A 16,528-nucleotide genomic window follows, 5' to 3' on the forward strand; every position below is an offset into this window, starting at 1 on the left:
GGTGGGCATCGTGCCCTGCTGGGGGCTCCGCCCCCAGACCCCCGGGCCTATGCCCACCCACCCACCCGTGCGGGTCGGCTGGAAGGCGCGGCCATCCAATCCAGCCCGTCCGGCGTTTGAGGACGAGGCCGTTCAGGCCGACGGGGTCCGGGGCGGAGCCCCGGCGGGGTGCAGGGGCGGAGCCCCGCGGGGGTCCAGGGGGCGCAGCCCCCAGCGGGGTCGAAGGGGCGGAGCACCTGGGGACGGGAAGGGTAGGGGCGGCGGGGGCGAGGAAACCGCGGGCGAGGGCCTGGCCGGGGCGTGCCGGGGCCGGGAAGCCTCATCAGCCCCCGGCCGGGGCACCGCGGGGGCGAGAAAGCGCAGGCGGCCCCCGGTGGGCTACGCCAGGCCCCGGCGGGCGACCGCCGGGGGCCGGTGGCCCGCGATCGACGCCACCATGTCCAGCACCTGCCGGGTCTCCGCGACCTCGTGCACCCGGTACACCCGCGCCCCCAGCCACGCCGAGACGGCCGTGGTCGCCAGCGTCCCCACCACCCGCTCCTTGACCGGTCGGTCCAACGTCTCGCCGACGAAGTCCTTGTTGGACAGCGACACCAGCACCGGCCACCCCGTGGCGACCATCTCGTCCAGCCGCCGCGTCGCCTCCAGACTGTGCCGCGTGTTCTTCCCGAAGTCGTGGCCGGGATCGATCAGCACCGACTCCCGGGGCACCCCGAGCGAGACCGCCCGCTCGGCCAGCCCCAGCGTCACCCGCAGGATGTCGGCCATGACGTCGTCGTACGTCACCCGGTGCGGCCGGGTCCGCGGCTCGGCGCCACCCGCGTGCGTGCACACCAGCCCCACCCCGTACCGCGCCGCGACCTCCGCCAGCCCCGGGTCCACCCCGCCCCACGCGTCGTTGAGCAGATCCGCCCCGGCCTCGCAGACCGCCGCCCCCACCTCGGCCCGCCAGGTGTCCACGCTGATGACCACGTCGGGGAACCGCCGCCGCACCTGGGCGACGAACCCGACCGTGCGCCGCGCCTCCTCCACCGCGGACACCTCCTCGCCGGGCCCGGCCTTCACCCCGCCGATGTCGATGATCGCGGCGCCCTCGGCCACCGCCTGCTCCACGCGCGCGAGGGCCGGCTCGTCACGGAAGGTGGCCCCCTGGTCGTAGAAGGAGTCCGGGGTCCGGTTCACGATCGCCATGATCACCGGCTCGTGCGGCCCGAATTCCCGCCTGCCCAGCCTGAGCATCCCCTGTGACCTCTCCTAGTACGTCCGTCTCCGCAGCCGCCTGCGACCCTAACCGTCAGCCTCGCATGGCACGATCGGACCCAGCACTTTCGACAACGAGTACACGAGCGTGGGGACCCTCAGCGATGGTTATGTTTCTGTTCCTGGTCGTCGCGCTCGCCGTCGTGGTCGCCGCGGTGACTCTCGCCGTGGTGGGCGGCGGCGAGAGCGGTCCGCTGCCCGAGGCCGCCCCGGACCGCCTGGACGACCCGCTGCCGCCGGACCGCCCGGTCGTCCGCGCCGACGTGGAGAACCTCCGCTTCCCGCTCGCGCCCCGCGGGTACCGCATGGCCGACGTGGACGACGCACTCGGCCGCCTCGCCGCCGAACTCGCCGAACGGGACGCCCGTATCGCCGACCTGGAGTCCGCGCTGGCCGGCGCCCACGCGGCGGCCCACGCCCCGCAGGACAAGCCCGCCCAGGAGGAGCAGCAGTGAGCGACGGCACCGCCCTCGCCGGCCCGGACGGGCTGCCGCGCTGCCCGTGGGCGCTGTCCGCCCCGGAGTACGTGACGTACCACGACGAGGAGTGGGGCCGCGCGGTCCACGGCGACGACGCCCTCTACGAGCGGCTCAGCCTGGAGGCCTTCCAGTCGGGCCTGTCCTGGATCACCATCCTGCGCCGCCGCCCGGGCTTCCGCGCCGCGTTCGCCGACTTCAGGATCGAGGCGGTGGCCGCCTTCACCGACGAGGACCGAGAGCGCCTGCTCGCCGACCCCGGCATCATCCGCAACCGTGCCAAGATCGACGCGACGCTCGCCAACGCGCGCGTGCTGGTCGACTGGTCTCCGGGGGAGCTGGACGAGCTGATCTGGTCCCACGCACCCGACCCGGACGGCCGCCCCGCGCCGAAGACCCTGTCGGACGTCCCGGCGGTCACGCCCGAGTCGACGGCCCTGTCGAAGGCCCTGAAGAAGCGGGGCCTGCGCTTCGTAGGCCCGACGACGGCCTACGCGCTGATGCAGGCGTGCGGCCTGGTGGACGACCACCTGGTGACCTGCGCGGCGCGACGGGCCTGAGCGCCCGGACCTCACCGGCCCAGGTACTTGGGCCTCTCCTTGTTCACGAAGGCCTGCACCGCGATCGCGTGGTCCTCGGACTGTCCCGCCCGGGTCTGGAGCTCGTCCTCCTTCTCCAGGGTCTCCTCGAGGGAGTGGGTGAGCCCGTACGCCACGGCCTCCTTGAGCGCCGCGTACGCCACCGTGGGCCCCTCGGCCAGGGCCCGCGCCGTCTTCTCGGCCTCCGCCCGCAGCTCACCGGCGGGCACGAGACGGCCCGCGATACCGAGTTCGTAGGCCTCCTGCGCGGTGATGCTGCGCGGGAAGAGCAGCAGGTCGGCCGCGCGGGCCGGGCCGACGACCCGCGGCAGCGTCCACGAGATCCCGGAGTCGGCGGTCAGGGCGACGCCCGCGAAGGACGTGTTGAAGGCCGCCGTGTCCGCCACCACCCGGTAGTCGGCCGCGAGCGCGAAGCCGAAGCCCGCCCCCGCCGCGACCCCGTTCACCGCCGCGACCACCGGCTTCGGCGCGCCGGTCAGGGCTCGCACGATCGGGTTGTAGTGCTCCCCCACGGTGCTCATCGTGTGCCCCGAGCCGGTCTCCCGGTCGGCGGCCAGCAGCCCGATGTGCTCCTTGAGGTCCTGTCCCACACAGAACGCCCGGTCCCCGGCCGCGGTCAGCAGCACCGCCCGTACGGCCTCGTCGGAGGCCGCCGCCTCCGCCGCCTCCCGGAGCACGACCTTGGTCGCGATGTTCAGCGCGTTCATCGCCTCGGGGCGGTTCAGCGTGATCGTCGCGAGCCCGTCGCTGACCTCGTAGAGCACGGTGTCGGCCATGGCGTGTCCCCTCCGGTTCCGGTGTCACGGCCCGGCGTACCGCTCGGTACGTCCGGTGTCTGAAGGACAGCATGGCCGAGATCGCCGTCGGCGTATCGGACCGGACGTGTGACCTGCGTCAAAGAATGTTCTCGCGTCCTGGGCCCCCCGGACGTCCGCGTGGTGGCGCAGTATCGCAGTCGCATCGCCGAATTGAGTGGTTTTGCTCGCGCGCGTTGCCCAAGCGATGCCTACTGATGTTGGTCATCGGGTCGTGCGATGCGGGATAATGGCCTGGAAGCAATGTGTTCGATGCCGGTGTCGCGTGTCCGTCCGGACCGTGCGTGCCCGCCCAGGGCCGTCGGCTGACGATGAGCTGGGTTTCAGGAAGGGGAACGAGCATGGCGGCCATGAAGCCGCGGACGGGTGACGGCCCGCTCGAGGTGACCAAGGAGGGGCGGGGCATCGTCATGCGAGTTCCGCTCGAAGGCGGCGGTCGGCTCGTCGTCGAGCTGACTCCCGACGAGGCCGAGGCGCTCGGCGACGCCCTCAAGAAGGTCGTCGTCTGACGCGCCGGCGATCCTGTACTTCCGGTCGGCCCCGGCGCCTCCATGGTGCCGGGGCCGGCCGCGTCCCCAGACTGTCCCCACTCTCGCTTTTCTCGCGTACCCGCCCGTCGGGCGTTCACGCCCGGGCGCGCCGGACGGCACGACGGACGGCGTGACGGACGGCCGCGACGGGCGCCCACGACGTACGGCCACCTGTCACCGCTTGACCGCGCACAGCAGGCCGTCGCCCACCGGCAGCAGGGACGGGGCCAGTTCCTGGCTCTCCCGGACCGTGCGCAGCAGCTCCCGCAGCCGCAGCACCTCCGTGGGCTGCGGTCCCGAGTCCATCGTCCGGCCGTGCGCGAAGACGCCCTCGAACACCACCAGGCCCCCCGGACGCAGCAGGCGCAACGATTCGGCGAGGTAGTCCAGGTACTCCAGGCGGTCACCGTCGCAGAAGACCAGGTCGTAGCCCGCGTCCGCGAGGCGGGGCAGCACGTCCAGGGCGCGGCCGGGGATGAAGCGGGCGCGGTTGCTGGCGAAGCCGCAGGCACGGAAGGCCTGCCGGGCGAACTGCTGGTGCTCCGGTTCGGGGTCCACGGTGGTCAGCACCCCGTCCGGGCGCATCCCGTGCAGCAGGTGGATCCCGGAGACGCCGGTACCGGTGCCGATCTCCGCGACCGCCTTCGCGTCCACGGTGGCAGCGAGCAACCGCAGCGCGGCGCCGGTGCCGGGCGTCACCGAGCGCAGCCCGGCCTCCCTGGCCCGGTCACGGGCCCAGCGCAGAGCGTCGTCCTCGGCGACAAAGGCGTCGGCGAACGCCGAGCTCGTCAGCCGGTTGCCGGTAATGGCCCTCTCCTGTCCCGTGTTTGCCTGGCGTGACTGTATCCGTTGCCCCGGGAACCCGCAGATGGGACCGGGCGTTTAAAGGGGTGAGCGAGTCACGGGGGATCCCGACGGGGGGCTGGAGATGGAGCAGGGCGCCGAGCAAGTGCTGACGCAGCCGCACGAGCCGTGTCAGCACAGATCAAATTCTCGTAAAACCGCTTATCCGGAGCTAACGGACGAGGTGGCTATGGTAGGGGCTCCACTGGACACCACCAGAGCTGACAGGGGAGGTGCGGCCACGCCTTTGGACCGGGGAGGAGTGCTGCGGCGCTTCCTCGGCTCGGCGGGCAGGCCGAAATCCGTGAACGACACCGCTGCCGACCACGGCCACACGGCCGACGTCGCCCAGACCGCGACCTTCTCCACCGACGCGGACGGGCAGGCGTGGACTCCGCCCACCTGGGAGGAGATCGTCAGCACGCACAGCGGCCGGGTCTACCGGCTGGCGTACCGTCTCACGGGCAACCAGCACGACGCCGAGGACCTCACCCAGGAGGTCTTCGTCCGTGTCTTCCGCTCCCTGTCGACGTACTCGCCGGGCACCTTCGAGGGCTGGCTGCACCGCATCACCACCAACCTCTTCCTGGACATGGTCCGGCGCAAGCAGCGCATCCGCTTCGACGCCCTCGGTGAGGACGCCGCCGAGCGCCTGCCCAGCAAGGAGCCGACCCCCCAGCAGATCTTCAACGACGCGCACTTCGACGCGGACGTCCAGCAGGCCCTGGACACCCTCGCGCCGGAGTTCCGCGCCGCCGTCGTGCTGTGCGACATCGAGGGGCTGTCGTACGAGGAGATCGCCGCGACCCTCGGCGTGAAGCTCGGCACGGTGCGCTCCCGCATCCACCGCGGCCGCTCCCAGCTCCGCAAGGCCCTGGCGCACCGCTCGCCGGAGGCCCGGGCGGCCGAGCGGCGGCGCTCCTTCGTGCCCCGTGTCCCCGTCCTGGGAGGAGGGGGCGCGACCGCGTGAGTGGATCACGGCCGAAACCTGCCGAGGGGCAGTTGGCAGAGCAGCATCTGGGAGACCGGCTCTCCGCCCTGGTGGACGGAGAGCTCGGTCATGAGGCCCGTGAGCGCGTCCTGGCCCACCTGGCCACCTGTGCCCGGTGCAAGGCGGAGGCGGACGCCCAGCGCCGTCTGAAGAACGTGTTCGCGGAGGCGGCCCCGCCGCCTCCCTCGGAGAGTCTCCTGGCCCGTCTCCAGGGGCTCCCTGGGGGAGGTGATGCGGATGGCGGTGGCTCGCCGTCGCCCGGGGGGTTCTCCGCAAGGGCCGCCGACACCGGCGTCTTCGGAGTGAGCCGCGGCGAGCGGTTCGCCTTCGGGTACGTCCCCGCCCGCCCGCACACCCCCGCCGCCGTCGCCGACCGCGGTTTCCGTATCCATCCCGTCGGCCGCGCGGACGCCGACCGGTCCGCCTCGCGAGGGCGGAGGTTCGCGTTCGTCGCCGCCGGGGCGGTGTCCCTGGCCGCGGTCGCGCTGGGCGGCGTGACCACCGGTTTCCCGGCCGACCCGGCCGCGGACGCGCGTGGCGGTTCGGGCACCGGCGGAAGCGTGGCTCCGGCCCGCACGACCGGCTCCGGGGCGACCCCGGCGTCCGAGAACCAGCGCCGCCGTCAGGCCGCACCGCTGCTGGCGCAGGGCACACGGCTCGGGCAGACGTCTGCGGCGCCGACCTCGGTGGCCGCGCCTCTGCTGCCCGGATTGCCGTCCCCCGCCGGGCGGGAGCAGCAGACCGCGTCGGCCACTCCGCTGGTGGCCGGTGCGGGCGTCATGTCCCCGTTGATACGGCCGATCGGTCCCACCCCGCCGTTCACCCTGACCACGTGGTCCTCGATCCCCGAGGTCACCGGACCTGGCCTGCTCGCCGCACCCGTCCCCGACAGCACCTCCGTTCCCGTCGTCCCCTCGCCCTCCACGCCCTCCACGTCTTCCCGCACGGCTCCCTGACCCGGCGCTCTGCGTCACGGCCCGCACACCTGGTTGAATCCTGTGTGGGTCGTGCCCGCGGTGTGACGGGGGCGCGGAATCGACGATCCGCGGCCACCACGGACAAGCCGGGCCGCGGCGAGCGGTGGGGAGAACATGAACGAGGGGAACGGGGCCCAGCAGGGGGAGACCGGGCAGGGCGGCGCCGACTTCGAGCCGGCCCGAGCCGCACGCGCCGCCACGGCCGAGGGCGACTTCGAACTGGCCGACCCGGCACCGGTCCCGACGCGCGGCCCCGGCGGCCCTGCGACCGGCCCGGACGATCCCGTGGCCCCGCGCGTGGCCGGAGAACACGAGGCAGGCACCGCGCCTTCTGACGCACCGATGCCCGGCCGGGAGGCAGTCCCGGAGCCTGCGGCTCCGGTGGGGCCGGTTGCGGGGGAGTCCGGTGGGCCTGGGGTGGTGCGGGGGCCTGCGGTTCCGGGGGCCCCGGCCGTGCGGGACTCCGTCGTGGAGGCGGCAGGGCCACCGCGGGGTGCGCCGGGCCCGGCCGTGGGGGAGCCCGAGGGGACGGTGGGCGAGGCTGCGTCGCCGGCCGGGCAGGACGCCGGTGAGCCGGTGGGCCGGGGGTCCGCTGCCGACCCGGTGTCCGCTGCCGGTCCGGTGTCCGCTGCCGGTCCGCTGTCTGCTGCCGGTCCGCTGTCCGCAGTCGGTCCGGTGTCCGCAGTCGGTCCGGTGTCCGTCGCCGGTCCGGCTGCCCCGTCCGTCGAACGGCCCAGGCCCCTGCACGACCCCGACCCGTACAGCACGCCGCCGTACGGCCGGCCGGGGCCCTGGGCACCTGCTCCGCCGGTCCAGCACCCGGCGGCGACCCACACACCGGCGGTTCCGGCGCCCGCGGGCCCACCGCCTGCCGCGCCCCCCGCTGCCCCCGCCCAGCTTCCCCCGGACGCGCCGCCCCCCGGCCCCTGGCACCGCTACGACCCCTGGGCCGCCGCGTCCCCGGCGCACGCCCCGTTCCAGCAGACCGGTGCCGCCGTGCCCATGGCGGGGCAGCGGCGCGGGCGGGCCGGCCGGGCCCTCGCGGGCGGGGCGTTGCTGCTCGCGCTCGTGTCCGGGGGCGTCGGCGGTGTCGTCGGCGCGTATCTGGAGCGCGACGGCGGCCCGGGGACCGTACGGCTGCCGCAGGCCGGCAAGGAGCCCACCGGGCGCCCCGCGGACAGCGTGGCGGGGATCGCCGCCCGCGCGCTGCCCAGCGTCGTCACCCTGCATGTGAAGGGCGACGGCGAGCAGGACACCGGCACCGGCTTCGTCCTCGACACGCGCGGCCACATCCTCACCAACAACCATGTGGTCCAGCCCGCCGCGGCCGACGGCGAGATCACGGTGGCGTTCAGCAACGGCGAGACCGCCAAGGCCCGGATCGTCGGCCGGGACACCGGCTACGACCTGGCCGTCGTCCAGGTCAGCGGTGTACGCGGGCTGAAGCCCCTGCCGCTCGGCAACTCCGACAACGTCCAGGTGGGCGATCCCGTCGTCGCCATCGGCGCGCCCTTCGACCTCGCGAACACCGTCACCTCGGGCATCATCAGCGCCAAGGAACGGCCCATCACGGCGGGCGGCGAGAGCGGGGACGGCAGCGACGTGTCGTACGTCGACGCGTTGCAGACCGACGCCCCGATCAACCCGGGCAACTCCGGTGGGCCGCTGCTCGACTCCCTGGCCCGTGTCGTCGGCATCAACTCGGCCATCCGCTCCGCCGACAGCGGGTCGGACTCCGGGGGCGGCCAGGCCGGCTCCATAGGCCTCGGTTTCGCCATCCCGGTCAACCAGGCCAGGCGCGTCGCGGAGGAACTGATCAACACGGGCAAGGCGACCCACCCGGTGATCGGCGTCATCCTCGACATGGACTACAGCGGCGACGGCGCCCGCATCGGCGTCAAGGGCGGGGACGGCGGTCCCGCGGTCACCGTCGGCGGCCCCGGCTACCGGGCCGGCCTCAAGGCGGGTGACGTCATCACCGAGGTCGACGGCAAGGCCGTGCACTCGGGCGACGAGCTGATCGTCAGGACCCGCGCCCACCGCCCCGGCGACCGGCTTCTCCTCACCGTCCGGAGCGGCGGGCGGACGCGGGAGGTACCGCTCGTACTGGGGTCGTCCGGCAGCAACTGACGGAAAACCTCACAGCTCGGGCCCCCACTCATGGTCCGACAAGGCAAACAACCCGGAAAACCGGCCGTCCACACCCGGTCGGACACCTCGGGACGGTACCGGTCCGACGGGAACGCCGGGTACCGTGGATCCGGCCCGGACCACGGAAGACCCGCACCGCAGACCGCTGAGGGCCGAGGACCGAGGACATCGCGAGGAGCTTCAGGTGTTCAATGACATAGGACCACTCGAGCTGGTGACGATCATCGTGCTCGCCGTGCTCGTCTTCGGTCCGGACAAGCTCCCGAAGGTGATCCAGGACATCACGCGGACGGTGCGGAAGATCCGCGAGTTCTCCGAGAGCGCCAAGCAGGACATCCGGCAGGAACTGGGCCCCGAGTTCAAGGACTTCGAGTTCGAGGACCTCAACCCCAAGACCTTCATCCGCAAGCAGCTGGACAACGACGAGCTGGGGCTGAAGGAGATCCGCAACGGCTTCGACCTGAAGAAGGAGATGGCCGAGGTCACGGACGCGGTCAACGGCCACGGGGCGGAGGCCTCCGCCCCGTCGGGTGCCGGCTCCTCCGGTTCCGCCGGCGGGCGTGTCGACATGGCCAAGAAGCCCGAGGACCCGGACAAGGACGACCGTCCGCCCTTCGACGCGGACGCCACCTGAGCATCGCGCCCCCGCGCTGAACCGGCCGCCCGTGCGGACGCACGTGCCGGGCGGCTTCGCTGCTGCTCCCGGCGGTGTGGATATGCTGCCGAGTTGTTGTGCGGGCCGGGCGAGTACGCCCGAAAGGGGGGCGGGCCGTCCCGGCCCGACGAGAGCAAGGAGGCGTCCGGGCACATGGAGACGACAAGTCGGTCAGCCGCGCAGGCGCCGGCCGCGGAGGGCGGACAGCAGGCCCCCTCCGCCCGGCGCACGGTCGACGGCTACCTGCTGGCGCCCTTCCCGTGGTACGGCCTCGACGAGGCGTTCACCGGGCCGCGCCGGCTGATGCAGGTCGGTACGGCGGCCGACGGCGCCGTCACGCACGGGTCGATAGGGCACGGCGACGAGCCCTCCGTACGCAACGAGCACGTCGCCCCCGCCACGGACGAGCCGAGGGAGAAGTTCGCGGTCGTGGTCACCGTGGCCGCGAACCCGCCCCGCAGGAGCGCCGACGGCACGGGGCTGCTGGAGGCGACGTCGGTCTCCTCCGCGGCCTGGCTGGCCGGCGTGGGCCTGCTGTCCTGCACCTGGCCCGGCCACCTGGACCACAGCCTGCGCGACGACTGGCTGGAGCAGCAGACGGAGACGGCGTGGGCCCTGGCGGACGACCTGGACGGCCCCGAGTGGTCGACGCTGTCGCTGCCCGTGGACGGCGTACCGGCGCCGTTCCACTACCGTGAGTCCGAGTTCGGCTGGGTGCTCGCCGGGACGACGCAGCAGGGGGTGCACCTGGGGGCGTACGGCAGGGGCATGAGCGCGTACGGGCTGGGCTTCGCCGTGATCAAGGATGTTTCCGCCTACACGTGACGAAGGGGCGCCGCTGGGTTTCGGCGCCCCCTCGCCGTAGGGCCTTGTGCCGTCGGGCGGCTCCGGGCCGCCCCCGTCAGAACTTGTTCTTCGGCGTGATCCCCAGCGACAGCCCCGACAGCCCCCGCTGCCGGCCGCCCAGCTTGCCCGCGATGGCGCGCAGCGCGGAGCCCGCCGGGGAGTCCGGGTCGGTGAGGACGACCGGCTTGCCCTCGTCGCCGCCCTCGCGGAGGCGGACGTCGATCGGGATGTTGCCGAGGACCGGGACCGTCGTGCCCGTCGTCCGGGTGAGGCCGTCCGCGACGAGCTGGCCGCCGCCCGTGCCGAAGACGTCGACCATCTCCCCGCAGTGCGGGCAGGGCAGCCCGGACATGTTCTCGACGACGCCGACGATCTTCTGGTGGGTCTGGACGGCGATGGAGCCCGCCCGCTCGGCCACCTCGGCCGCCGCCTGCTGCGGGGTCGTCACGACCAGGATCTCGGCGTTCGGGATCAGCTGGGCCACGGAGATGGCGATGTCGCCGGTGCCGGGCGGCAGGTCCAGGAGCAGCACGTCGAGGTCACCCCAGTAGACGTCCGCCAGGAACTGCTGCAGGGCGCGGTGGAGCATCGGGCCGCGCCAGACGACGGGGGCGTTGCCCGGGGTGAACATGCCGATGGAGATGACCTTCACGCCGTTCGCGGACGGCGGCATGATCATGTTCTCGACCTGGGTCGGGCGGCCGTCGGCGCCCAGCATGCGCGGCACCGAGTGGCCGTAGATGTCGGCGTCGACGACACCCACCTTCAGACCGTCGGCCGCCATCGCCGCCGCCAGGTTCACCGTCACCGAGGACTTGCCGACGCCGCCCTTGCCGGAGGCGACCGCGTACACCCGGGTCAGGTTGCCGGGCTTGGCGAACGGGACCTCGCGCTCGGACTGGCCGCCGCGCAGGGCGTTCGCCAGTTCCTTGCGCTGCTCGTCGCTCATCACGTCGAGCGTGACGTCGACGCGGGTGACGCCCTCGACCCGGGAGACCGCGTCGGTGACGCGCTGCGTGATCGTCTCGCGCATCGGGCAGCCGGAGACCGTCAGGTACACGGTGACCGCGACCGCCCCGTCCGCGCCGATCTCCACCGATTTGACCATCCCCAGTTCGGTGATGGGTCGGTTGATCTCGGGGTCGTTCACCGTCGCCAGTGCCTCGCGCACCGCGTCTTCCGTAGCCATACGACGATGGTACGGCGCCCCGAGGGGCCTCCGGGTAGCCCCTCAGCGGTCGTCTGCGTCACGTCCCGGCGACCGTTCCGTCCGCTCTGCCGGAACTGCCGGGACCACCGGAATCGTCATGTGCCCGTCGTGGTGCCGCCGCTCCTCCAGCTCCTTGACGAGATCCTGGAGCTCGGAGCGGATCCAGTCGCGGGTGGCCACCTCGCCCAGGCCCATCCGCAGCGCGGCGATCTCACGGGTCAGGTACTCGGTGTCGGCGATGGACCGCTCGTTCTGCTTGCGGTCCTGTTCGAGGTTGACCCGGTCCCGGTCGTCCTGCCGGTTCTGCGCGAGCAGGATCAGCGGCGCCGCGTAGGAGGCCTGCAGCGACAGCATCAGGGTCAGGAAGATGAACGGGTAGTTGTCGAAGCGCAGGGCGGCCGGCGCGGCCACGTTCCACACCACCCACAGCACGATGACGACCGTCATCCAGACGATGAACCGGCCCGTGCCCAGGAACCGGGCGATCTTCTCCGACAGCCGGCCGAAGGCCTCCGGATCCCACTCGGGCAGGAACCGGTGCCGGGGCGGCCGTGGCTGGTCCAGGCGCGGTGCGCGCGGCCGGGTGGTGGCCGTGGCCCCCGCCGGGGTGCGCTCGCGCGTGCCGCTCTCACGCTCAGGAGCCATGGACACCAGCCCCCTCGCCCGCCGCCGTGCCTCCGGTGTCCTCTTCGTTCAGGTCGAACTCCGTCTCCCGCCAGTCCTCGGGCAGCATGTGGTCCAGTACGTCGTCCACGGTGACCGCCCCCAGCAGCGCCCCGGACTCGTCGACGACGGGTGCCGCGACCATGTCGTACGTGGCGAAGAACCCGGCGACGACCGGCAGCGCGGCGTCCGGGTCGAGCGGTTGCAGGTCGTCGTCGACGAGCGAGCTGACCAGCGTGTACGGGGGGTCGCGCAGCAGGCGCTGGAAGTGGACCGTGCCCAGGTACTTGCCGGTCGGCGTCTCGCCGGGCGGGCGGCAGACGTAGACCTGGGCGGCGAGCGCGGGGGACAGGTCGGGGTTGCGGACCCGGGCGAGGGCGTCGGCGACGGTGGAGTCCGGCCGCAGCACGATCGGCTCGGTGGTCATCAGACCGCCCGCGGTGTGCTCCTCGTACGCCATCAGACGCCGCATGTCGGCCGCGTCCCCGGGCTGCATCAGGCTCAGCAGCCGCTCCTTGTCCTCCTCGGGCAGCTCGGCGAGCAGGTCGGCCGCGTCGTCGGGGTCCATGGCCTCCAGGACGTCCGCCGCGCGCTCCTCCTTCAGCTTGCCGAGGATCTCGATCTGGTCGTCCTCCGGGAGTTCCTCGAGGACGTCCGCGAGCCGGTCGTCGTCGAGGGCGGCGGCGACCTCGGCACGCCGCTTGGCGGAGAGGTGGTGCAGCACGTTGGCCAGGTCGGCGGGGCGCAGCTGCTCGAAGGTGGCGAGCAGGCTCTCGGCGCCCTGCCCGTGCTCCTCCAGCGAGAACCCGGTCACGGCCGACCACTCGACGGTCAGCGTCTCGCCCTTGGCCCGGCGGAAGGCGCTGCCCTTCCTGCCCCGGCGCACGAAGACACGGTCGATCTCCCAGTCCCGGCGGGCCGGCAGCTGCTGCACCGACAGGTCCAGTACGGTCACCTCCTCGCCGGTCTCGACCAGGGTGACGCGCCGGTCGAGCAGCTCCCCGAAGACCAGGCGCTCGGTGGGCCGCTGCTCGAAACGGCGCACGTTGAGCACCCCGGTGGTGATGACCTGTCCGGACTCGATGCCGGTCACCCGGGTCATGGGCAGGAAGATACGGCGCCGGGTGGCCAGTTCGACGACCAGTCCGAGCAGCCTCGGGGGGCGTCTTCCGACGCGCAGCATGACGACCAGGTCGCGGACGCGGCCCACCTGGTCGCCGGTCGGGTCGAAGACGGGGACACCGGCGAGGTGCGAGACGAAGATCCGGGGGGCGCCGGCTGCCATGGTTGCGCTTCCTTCTCGTACGGTGTGCTTCGGGCTGTCGCGCTAGGGGGTGTCCTGTGGATCAGGTCGATATGGTCCGGCGGTGCCTGAATGTCTGGGCCGAGCGGGGCCTGGTGCGTGCAGCTGCAAGGCGGAGGAGGGCGCCAACGCGGAGCGTTGGCAACCGACGACAACGCCGCAGATGTGCGTGCCAGGGCCCGCGACCTCGGCATGATCCACAGGACACCCCCTAGGTGCGCTCCTTTTCCGAATTGCCCGCTCGGGTGGGCTTCAGGCTAGCCCGTCCCGAGGGCGGGTGCGCCGGTGGGCAGTCCGGACGGACCGGCTCCGCCCGCGGTCCGGCGCCCCGGTACGCTGCCGTACGCCGCTCAGGACCCGTCAGAAAGGCAGCCCCACCTGTGACTGCGATTGCCCAGGGCCGTACCCGCCGGGCCGCGCTGGTGAGCGCGACGTGCGCACTGGTCGTGACAGGGGCGGCGCTCGCGGGGTGCAGCAGCGAGGATCCGGACGCGGGCACCAACGGGGTGGGAAAGCTCGGCCCGGACCGGATCCAGTCCCAGGCGCTGACGGCGGCCCGGTCCGCGGGTGCGGTACGGCTGTCGGGGACCGTGGTCACCAGCGGGCGCACGTACACGCTCGACATGCGCCTGAAGGACGACGGCGGCACCGGGTCGGTCACGTCGAAGGGGGCGGCCTTCCGGCTGCTGCGGGTCGGCAAGCAGCTGTATCTGAAGGCGAACGCGGACTTCTGGAACCACGCCGACGGCAGCGACGGCACCGCGGGGGCCGTGGGCAAGCTCGACGGCAAGTACGTCAGGGTGCCGACGCGCGACCCCGCGTACAAGAAGTTCAGCGGTTTCACGGACAAGGACCTCCTCCTCTCCGGACTGCTGGCCCTGCACGGCACGCTGGCGAAGGACGGCCACTACGAGCAGTCCGGCGTCCGTACCGTCCGCATCACCGGCGACAAGGGCTCCGGCGGCACGCTGGACGTCTCCCTGGAGGGCAAGCCGTACCCGCTGCGCCTGGTCCGCGGCGGCGGGGCGGGGACGCTCCGCTTCTCGGACTGGGGGAAGGACTTCTCGGTCGCGCAACCGGCCAAGGGGGAGACGGTGGACTACGGCAGGCAGCTGCCGACGTCGTAGGGGTGCGGGGGCCTGCCGGGCGGGTGGCGGTTGGTTCGGCACCGTTGCCTGCCGGGGGGCTGCCGGGCGGGTGGCGGTCGGTTCGGCACCGTTGCCTGCCGGGGGCTGCCGGGCGGGTGGCGGTCGGTTCGGCACCGTTGCCTGCCGGGGGCTGCCGGGCGGGTGGCGGTCGGTTCGGCACCGTTGCCTGCCGGCGGGCTGCCGGGCGGGTGGCGGTCGGTTCGGCACCGCCGGGGGCCGACGTCGTGGCTGATCGCCGTCGCGGCGGACTATCCCGGGCCGGGGCCCACGGGGGTCTGCCCGGGCCTGTCCGAACAGCGGTCGGAAACGCCTGCCGCGACGCCGCTCAGCACCACGGTGGCCGCCGGTCGTGCCGAGCCGAGGCCGGCCCCGCTACCTGCCCTTGCGCCGCCGCGCGAGCAGCCGCGGCAGCCCCGCCGGGATCGGCCGACGCGTCGTCGCGGGCGTCGGCAGCGGCGGCTCGGCCAGGCTGCCCGAGGGCAACGGCACCGACACCCCCACCGGAACCAGGCGGAGCACCCGGCACTCGCTGAGCCAGCGCCGCGTCATCGCCTCGCCGTCCGGCGCGTTCAGCCGCTTGCCCTTCAGCTCGGCGACCGCCGCCTCCCACGCCTCGGAGCCGGGCGCCAGCTCGGACACGGTGGCCGTCCAGGTGACCAGCCGGCCGCCCTTGTCCTTGCTGCGCACGGTGACCTCGGCCGAGCCGCCGTCGGTCAGGCCGGGCAGCGGCTGCTCCCCGGGCCCGTCGCCGACCAGGCACACGGCACCCTCGTGCCACACGTGCCACAGCGCACGCGCGGCGGGGGAGCCGGCGCCCTTGACCCAGATGAGGCCGGACTTCTTCGTGGCCTCCTCGACGAGGGCCCGGTCGAGCAGCTCAGGACTTGTCATGGCGCCCAGCCTAACCAGGCGTCGACAGGCGGCCCTACAGCCAGCCGTTGCGCTTCAGGGTGCGGTGGATGCCGAGGCAGATGACCACCGTGATGCCCATGATCACCGGGTAGCCGTACTTCCAGTGCAGCTCGGGCATGTACGTGAAGTTCATGCCGTACACCCCGCACACCATCGTCGGCACGGCGATGATCGCGGCCCAGGCCGTGATCTTCCGCATGTCCTCGTTCTGCGCGACGGACGCCTGCGCGAGGTTGGCCTGCAGGATGGAGTTCAGCAGCTCGTCGAAGCCCAGCACCTGCTCCTGCACCCGGGCGAGGTGGTCGGCGACGTCCCGGAAGTACTTCTGGATGTCGGGGTCGACCAGCCGCATCGGCCGCTCGCTCAGCAACTGCAGGGGCCGCAGCAGCGGCGACACCGCGCGCTTGAACTCCAGTACCTCACGCTTGAGTTGGTAGATCCGGGCCGAGTCCACACCGCGCGACACCCCGCCCTTGCGGCCGGGCGAGAAGACCTCGGTCTCCACCTCGTCGATGTCGTCCTGCACGGCGTCGGCCACCGCGATGTACCCGTCGACGACGTGGTCGGCGATGGCGTGCAGCACCGCCGAGGGGCCCTTGGCGAGCAGCTCGGGGTCGTCCTGCAGCCGGTGCCGCAGGGCCCGCAGCGAGCCCTGGCCGCCGTGCCGGACGGTGATGAAGAAGTCCCGGCCGGTGAAGCACATGACCTCGCCGGTCTCCACGACCTCGCTGTCGCCGGTGAGCCGGTCGTGCTCGACGTAGTGGATGGTCTTGAAGACGGTGAAGAGCGAGTCGTCGTAGCGCTCCAGCTTGGGCCGCTGGTGCGCCTGCACGGCGTCCTCGACGGCCAGCGGGTGCAGCCCGAACTCGGTGGCGATACCGGCGAATTCGGCCTCGGTCGGCTCGTGCAGCCCGATCCACACGAAGCCCCCGTCGCGCCGCACCTGGCGCATCGCCTCCTGCGGCGTCGGCGACTTGCCGAAGTCCACGCGGGAACCGTCGCGGTAGACGGCGCAGTCGACGACGGCCGACGGCGTGGCGGGGTCACGGGTGGTGTCGTACACGCCGGCTTCCTTGCGCAGCGAGACGCGGGAGGGGCGGACGACGGCACGCAGATCGCGGATCATCGACATGGGCAGGCTCCTTCGCG

General features: G+C 73.0%; 17 protein-coding genes. 9 read left to right on the top strand and 8 right to left on the bottom strand.

Annotated features, from left to right (window positions below; genetic code table 11):
• Window positions 1–378 precede the first annotated feature (378 nt).
• A complete protein-coding gene (gene folP, locus ACFY0F_RS12525; protein WP_388792290.1) occupies window positions 379–1,239 on the bottom strand; it encodes a dihydropteroate synthase in 861 nt (286 codons plus the stop codon).
• Between the two features lie 125 nt (window positions 1,240–1,364).
• On the opposite strand from folP, the gene ACFY0F_RS12530 reads away from it, so the two are divergent.
• Both ACFY0F_RS12530 and ACFY0F_RS12535 read left to right on the top strand, forming a co-directional pair.
• Window positions 1,365–1,715, top strand: coding sequence for a DivIVA domain-containing protein (locus ACFY0F_RS12530; RefSeq protein WP_388792292.1), 351 nt, complete (start codon window positions 1,365–1,367; stop codon window positions 1,713–1,715).
• Window positions 1,712–2,296 carry a DNA-3-methyladenine glycosylase I gene (locus ACFY0F_RS12535; RefSeq protein ID WP_388792294.1) on the top strand — a complete coding sequence of 195 codons (585 nt, stop codon included), beginning with the start codon at window positions 1,712–1,714 and terminating at the stop codon, window positions 2,294–2,296. Before ACFY0F_RS12530 ends, ACFY0F_RS12535 begins: the two co-directional genes overlap by 4 nt.
• Window positions 2,297–2,307: 11 nt before the next feature.
• Here ACFY0F_RS12535 and ACFY0F_RS12540 read toward each other — a convergent pair whose 3' ends face one another.
• Entirely contained in the window at window positions 2,308–3,111 is an 804-nt protein-coding gene (locus ACFY0F_RS12540) for an enoyl-CoA hydratase/isomerase family protein (protein ID WP_388792296.1), read from the bottom strand.
• Between the two features lie 380 nt (window positions 3,112–3,491).
• Between ACFY0F_RS12540 and ACFY0F_RS12545 the strand changes: the two genes are divergently transcribed.
• Window positions 3,492–3,659: a DUF3117 domain-containing protein gene (locus ACFY0F_RS12545; protein WP_018544333.1), complete on the top strand. Its 168-nt coding sequence runs from the start codon at window positions 3,492–3,494 to the stop codon at window positions 3,657–3,659.
• 195 nt (window positions 3,660–3,854) lie between these two features.
• Here ACFY0F_RS12545 and ACFY0F_RS12550 read toward each other — a convergent pair whose 3' ends face one another.
• Window positions 3,855–4,526, bottom strand: coding sequence for an O-methyltransferase (locus ACFY0F_RS12550; RefSeq protein ID WP_388792429.1), 672 nt, complete (start codon window positions 4,524–4,526; stop codon window positions 3,855–3,857).
• Window positions 4,527–4,785: 259 nt separating this feature from the next.
• Between ACFY0F_RS12550 and sigE the strand changes: the two genes are divergently transcribed.
• The 5 genes from sigE (at window position 4,786) to ACFY0F_RS12575 (ending at window position 10,122) form a co-directional block, all read left to right on the top strand.
• Complete coding sequence (gene sigE, locus ACFY0F_RS12555) at window positions 4,786–5,493, top strand: RNA polymerase sigma factor SigE (RefSeq protein ID WP_388792431.1); 708 nt, start codon at window positions 4,786–4,788, stop codon at window positions 5,491–5,493.
• Window positions 5,490–6,470 (top strand): anti-sigma factor family protein, encoded by a 981-nt coding sequence (locus ACFY0F_RS12560; protein WP_388792298.1) that lies wholly within the window; start codon window positions 5,490–5,492, stop codon window positions 6,468–6,470. The genes sigE and ACFY0F_RS12560 overlap by 4 nt, the downstream gene beginning before the upstream one ends.
• 363 nt (window positions 6,471–6,833) lie before the next feature.
• Complete coding sequence (locus ACFY0F_RS12565; RefSeq protein ID WP_388792433.1) at window positions 6,834–8,621, top strand: trypsin-like peptidase domain-containing protein; 1,788 nt, start codon at window positions 6,834–6,836, stop codon at window positions 8,619–8,621.
• A gap of 205 nt (window positions 8,622–8,826) precedes the next feature.
• Window positions 8,827–9,276, top strand: coding sequence for a sec-independent translocase (locus tag ACFY0F_RS12570; RefSeq protein ID WP_388792300.1), 450 nt, complete (start codon window positions 8,827–8,829; stop codon window positions 9,274–9,276).
• Between the two features lie 174 nt (window positions 9,277–9,450).
• On the top strand, window positions 9,451–10,122 hold the full coding sequence (locus ACFY0F_RS12575) for a hypothetical protein (RefSeq protein WP_388792301.1): 672 nt from the start codon (window positions 9,451–9,453) through the stop codon (window positions 10,120–10,122).
• A 76-nt stretch (window positions 10,123–10,198) separates the two neighbouring features.
• Here ACFY0F_RS12575 and ACFY0F_RS12580 read toward each other — a convergent pair whose 3' ends face one another.
• From ACFY0F_RS12580 to ACFY0F_RS12590, 3 genes are read right to left on the bottom strand one after another with little or no spacing between them, the layout of a single operon-like run.
• On the bottom strand, window positions 10,199–11,332 hold the full coding sequence (locus ACFY0F_RS12580; protein ID WP_388792303.1) for an Mrp/NBP35 family ATP-binding protein: 1,134 nt from the start codon (window positions 11,330–11,332) through the stop codon (window positions 10,199–10,201).
• A gap of 42 nt (window positions 11,333–11,374) precedes the next feature.
• Window positions 11,375–11,998, bottom strand: a complete 624-nt coding sequence (locus tag ACFY0F_RS12585; protein ID WP_388792305.1) for a DUF1003 domain-containing protein — start codon at window positions 11,996–11,998, stop codon at window positions 11,375–11,377.
• Complete coding sequence (locus ACFY0F_RS12590) at window positions 11,988–13,301, bottom strand: magnesium transporter MgtE N-terminal domain-containing protein (RefSeq protein WP_388792307.1); 1,314 nt, start codon at window positions 13,299–13,301, stop codon at window positions 11,988–11,990. The genes ACFY0F_RS12585 and ACFY0F_RS12590 overlap by 11 nt, the downstream gene beginning before the upstream one ends.
• 398 nt (window positions 13,302–13,699) lie before the next feature.
• Here ACFY0F_RS12590 and ACFY0F_RS12595 point away from each other — a divergent pair, with 398 nt between their 5' ends.
• Window positions 13,700–14,446 (top strand): hypothetical protein, encoded by a 747-nt coding sequence (locus ACFY0F_RS12595; protein WP_388792309.1) that lies wholly within the window; start codon window positions 13,700–13,702, stop codon window positions 14,444–14,446.
• Between the two features lie 393 nt (window positions 14,447–14,839).
• Here ACFY0F_RS12595 and ACFY0F_RS12600 read toward each other — a convergent pair whose 3' ends face one another.
• Window positions 14,840–15,358 carry a hypothetical protein gene (locus ACFY0F_RS12600; RefSeq protein ID WP_388792311.1) on the bottom strand — a complete coding sequence of 173 codons (519 nt, stop codon included), beginning with the start codon at window positions 15,356–15,358 and terminating at the stop codon, window positions 14,840–14,842.
• A 34-nt stretch (window positions 15,359–15,392) separates the two neighbouring features.
• Complete coding sequence (locus ACFY0F_RS12605) at window positions 15,393–16,511, bottom strand: magnesium and cobalt transport protein CorA (protein WP_388792313.1); 1,119 nt, start codon at window positions 16,509–16,511, stop codon at window positions 15,393–15,395.
• Window positions 16,512–16,528: the final 17 nt, after the last annotated feature.

Source organism: Streptomyces sp. NPDC001544 (genome assembly GCF_042894285.1).
In the GTDB taxonomy this organism is placed as follows: domain Bacteria; phylum Actinomycetota; class Actinomycetes; order Streptomycetales; family Streptomycetaceae; genus Streptomyces.

Excerpts from the sequence above, each read along its gene's own strand:
- folP (WP_388792290.1), bottom strand. The coding sequence starts at position 1,239 with ATGCTCAGGCTGGGCAGGCGGGAATTCGGGCCGCACGAGCCGGTGATC.
- ACFY0F_RS12530 (WP_388792292.1), top strand. The coding sequence starts at position 1,365 with ATGGTTATGTTTCTGTTCCTGGTCGTCGCGCTCGCCGTCGTGGTCGCC.
- ACFY0F_RS12540 (WP_388792296.1), bottom strand. The coding sequence starts at position 3,111 with ATGGCCGACACCGTGCTCTACGAGGTCAGCGACGGGCTCGCGACGATC.
- ACFY0F_RS12545 (WP_018544333.1), top strand. The coding sequence starts at position 3,492 with ATGGCGGCCATGAAGCCGCGGACGGGTGACGGCCCGCTCGAGGTGACC.
- ACFY0F_RS12565 (WP_388792433.1), top strand. The coding sequence starts at position 6,834 with ATGCCCGGCCGGGAGGCAGTCCCGGAGCCTGCGGCTCCGGTGGGGCCG.
- ACFY0F_RS12575 (WP_388792301.1), top strand. The coding sequence starts at position 9,451 with ATGGAGACGACAAGTCGGTCAGCCGCGCAGGCGCCGGCCGCGGAGGGC.
- ACFY0F_RS12580 (WP_388792303.1), bottom strand. The coding sequence starts at position 11,332 with ATGGCTACGGAAGACGCGGTGCGCGAGGCACTGGCGACGGTGAACGAC.
- ACFY0F_RS12585 (WP_388792305.1), bottom strand. The coding sequence starts at position 11,998 with ATGGCTCCTGAGCGTGAGAGCGGCACGCGCGAGCGCACCCCGGCGGGG.
- ACFY0F_RS12590 (WP_388792307.1), bottom strand. The coding sequence starts at position 13,301 with ATGGCAGCCGGCGCCCCCCGGATCTTCGTCTCGCACCTCGCCGGTGTC.
- ACFY0F_RS12600 (WP_388792311.1), bottom strand. The coding sequence starts at position 15,358 with ATGACAAGTCCTGAGCTGCTCGACCGGGCCCTCGTCGAGGAGGCCACG.
- ACFY0F_RS12605 (WP_388792313.1), bottom strand. The coding sequence starts at position 16,511 with ATGTCGATGATCCGCGATCTGCGTGCCGTCGTCCGCCCCTCCCGCGTC.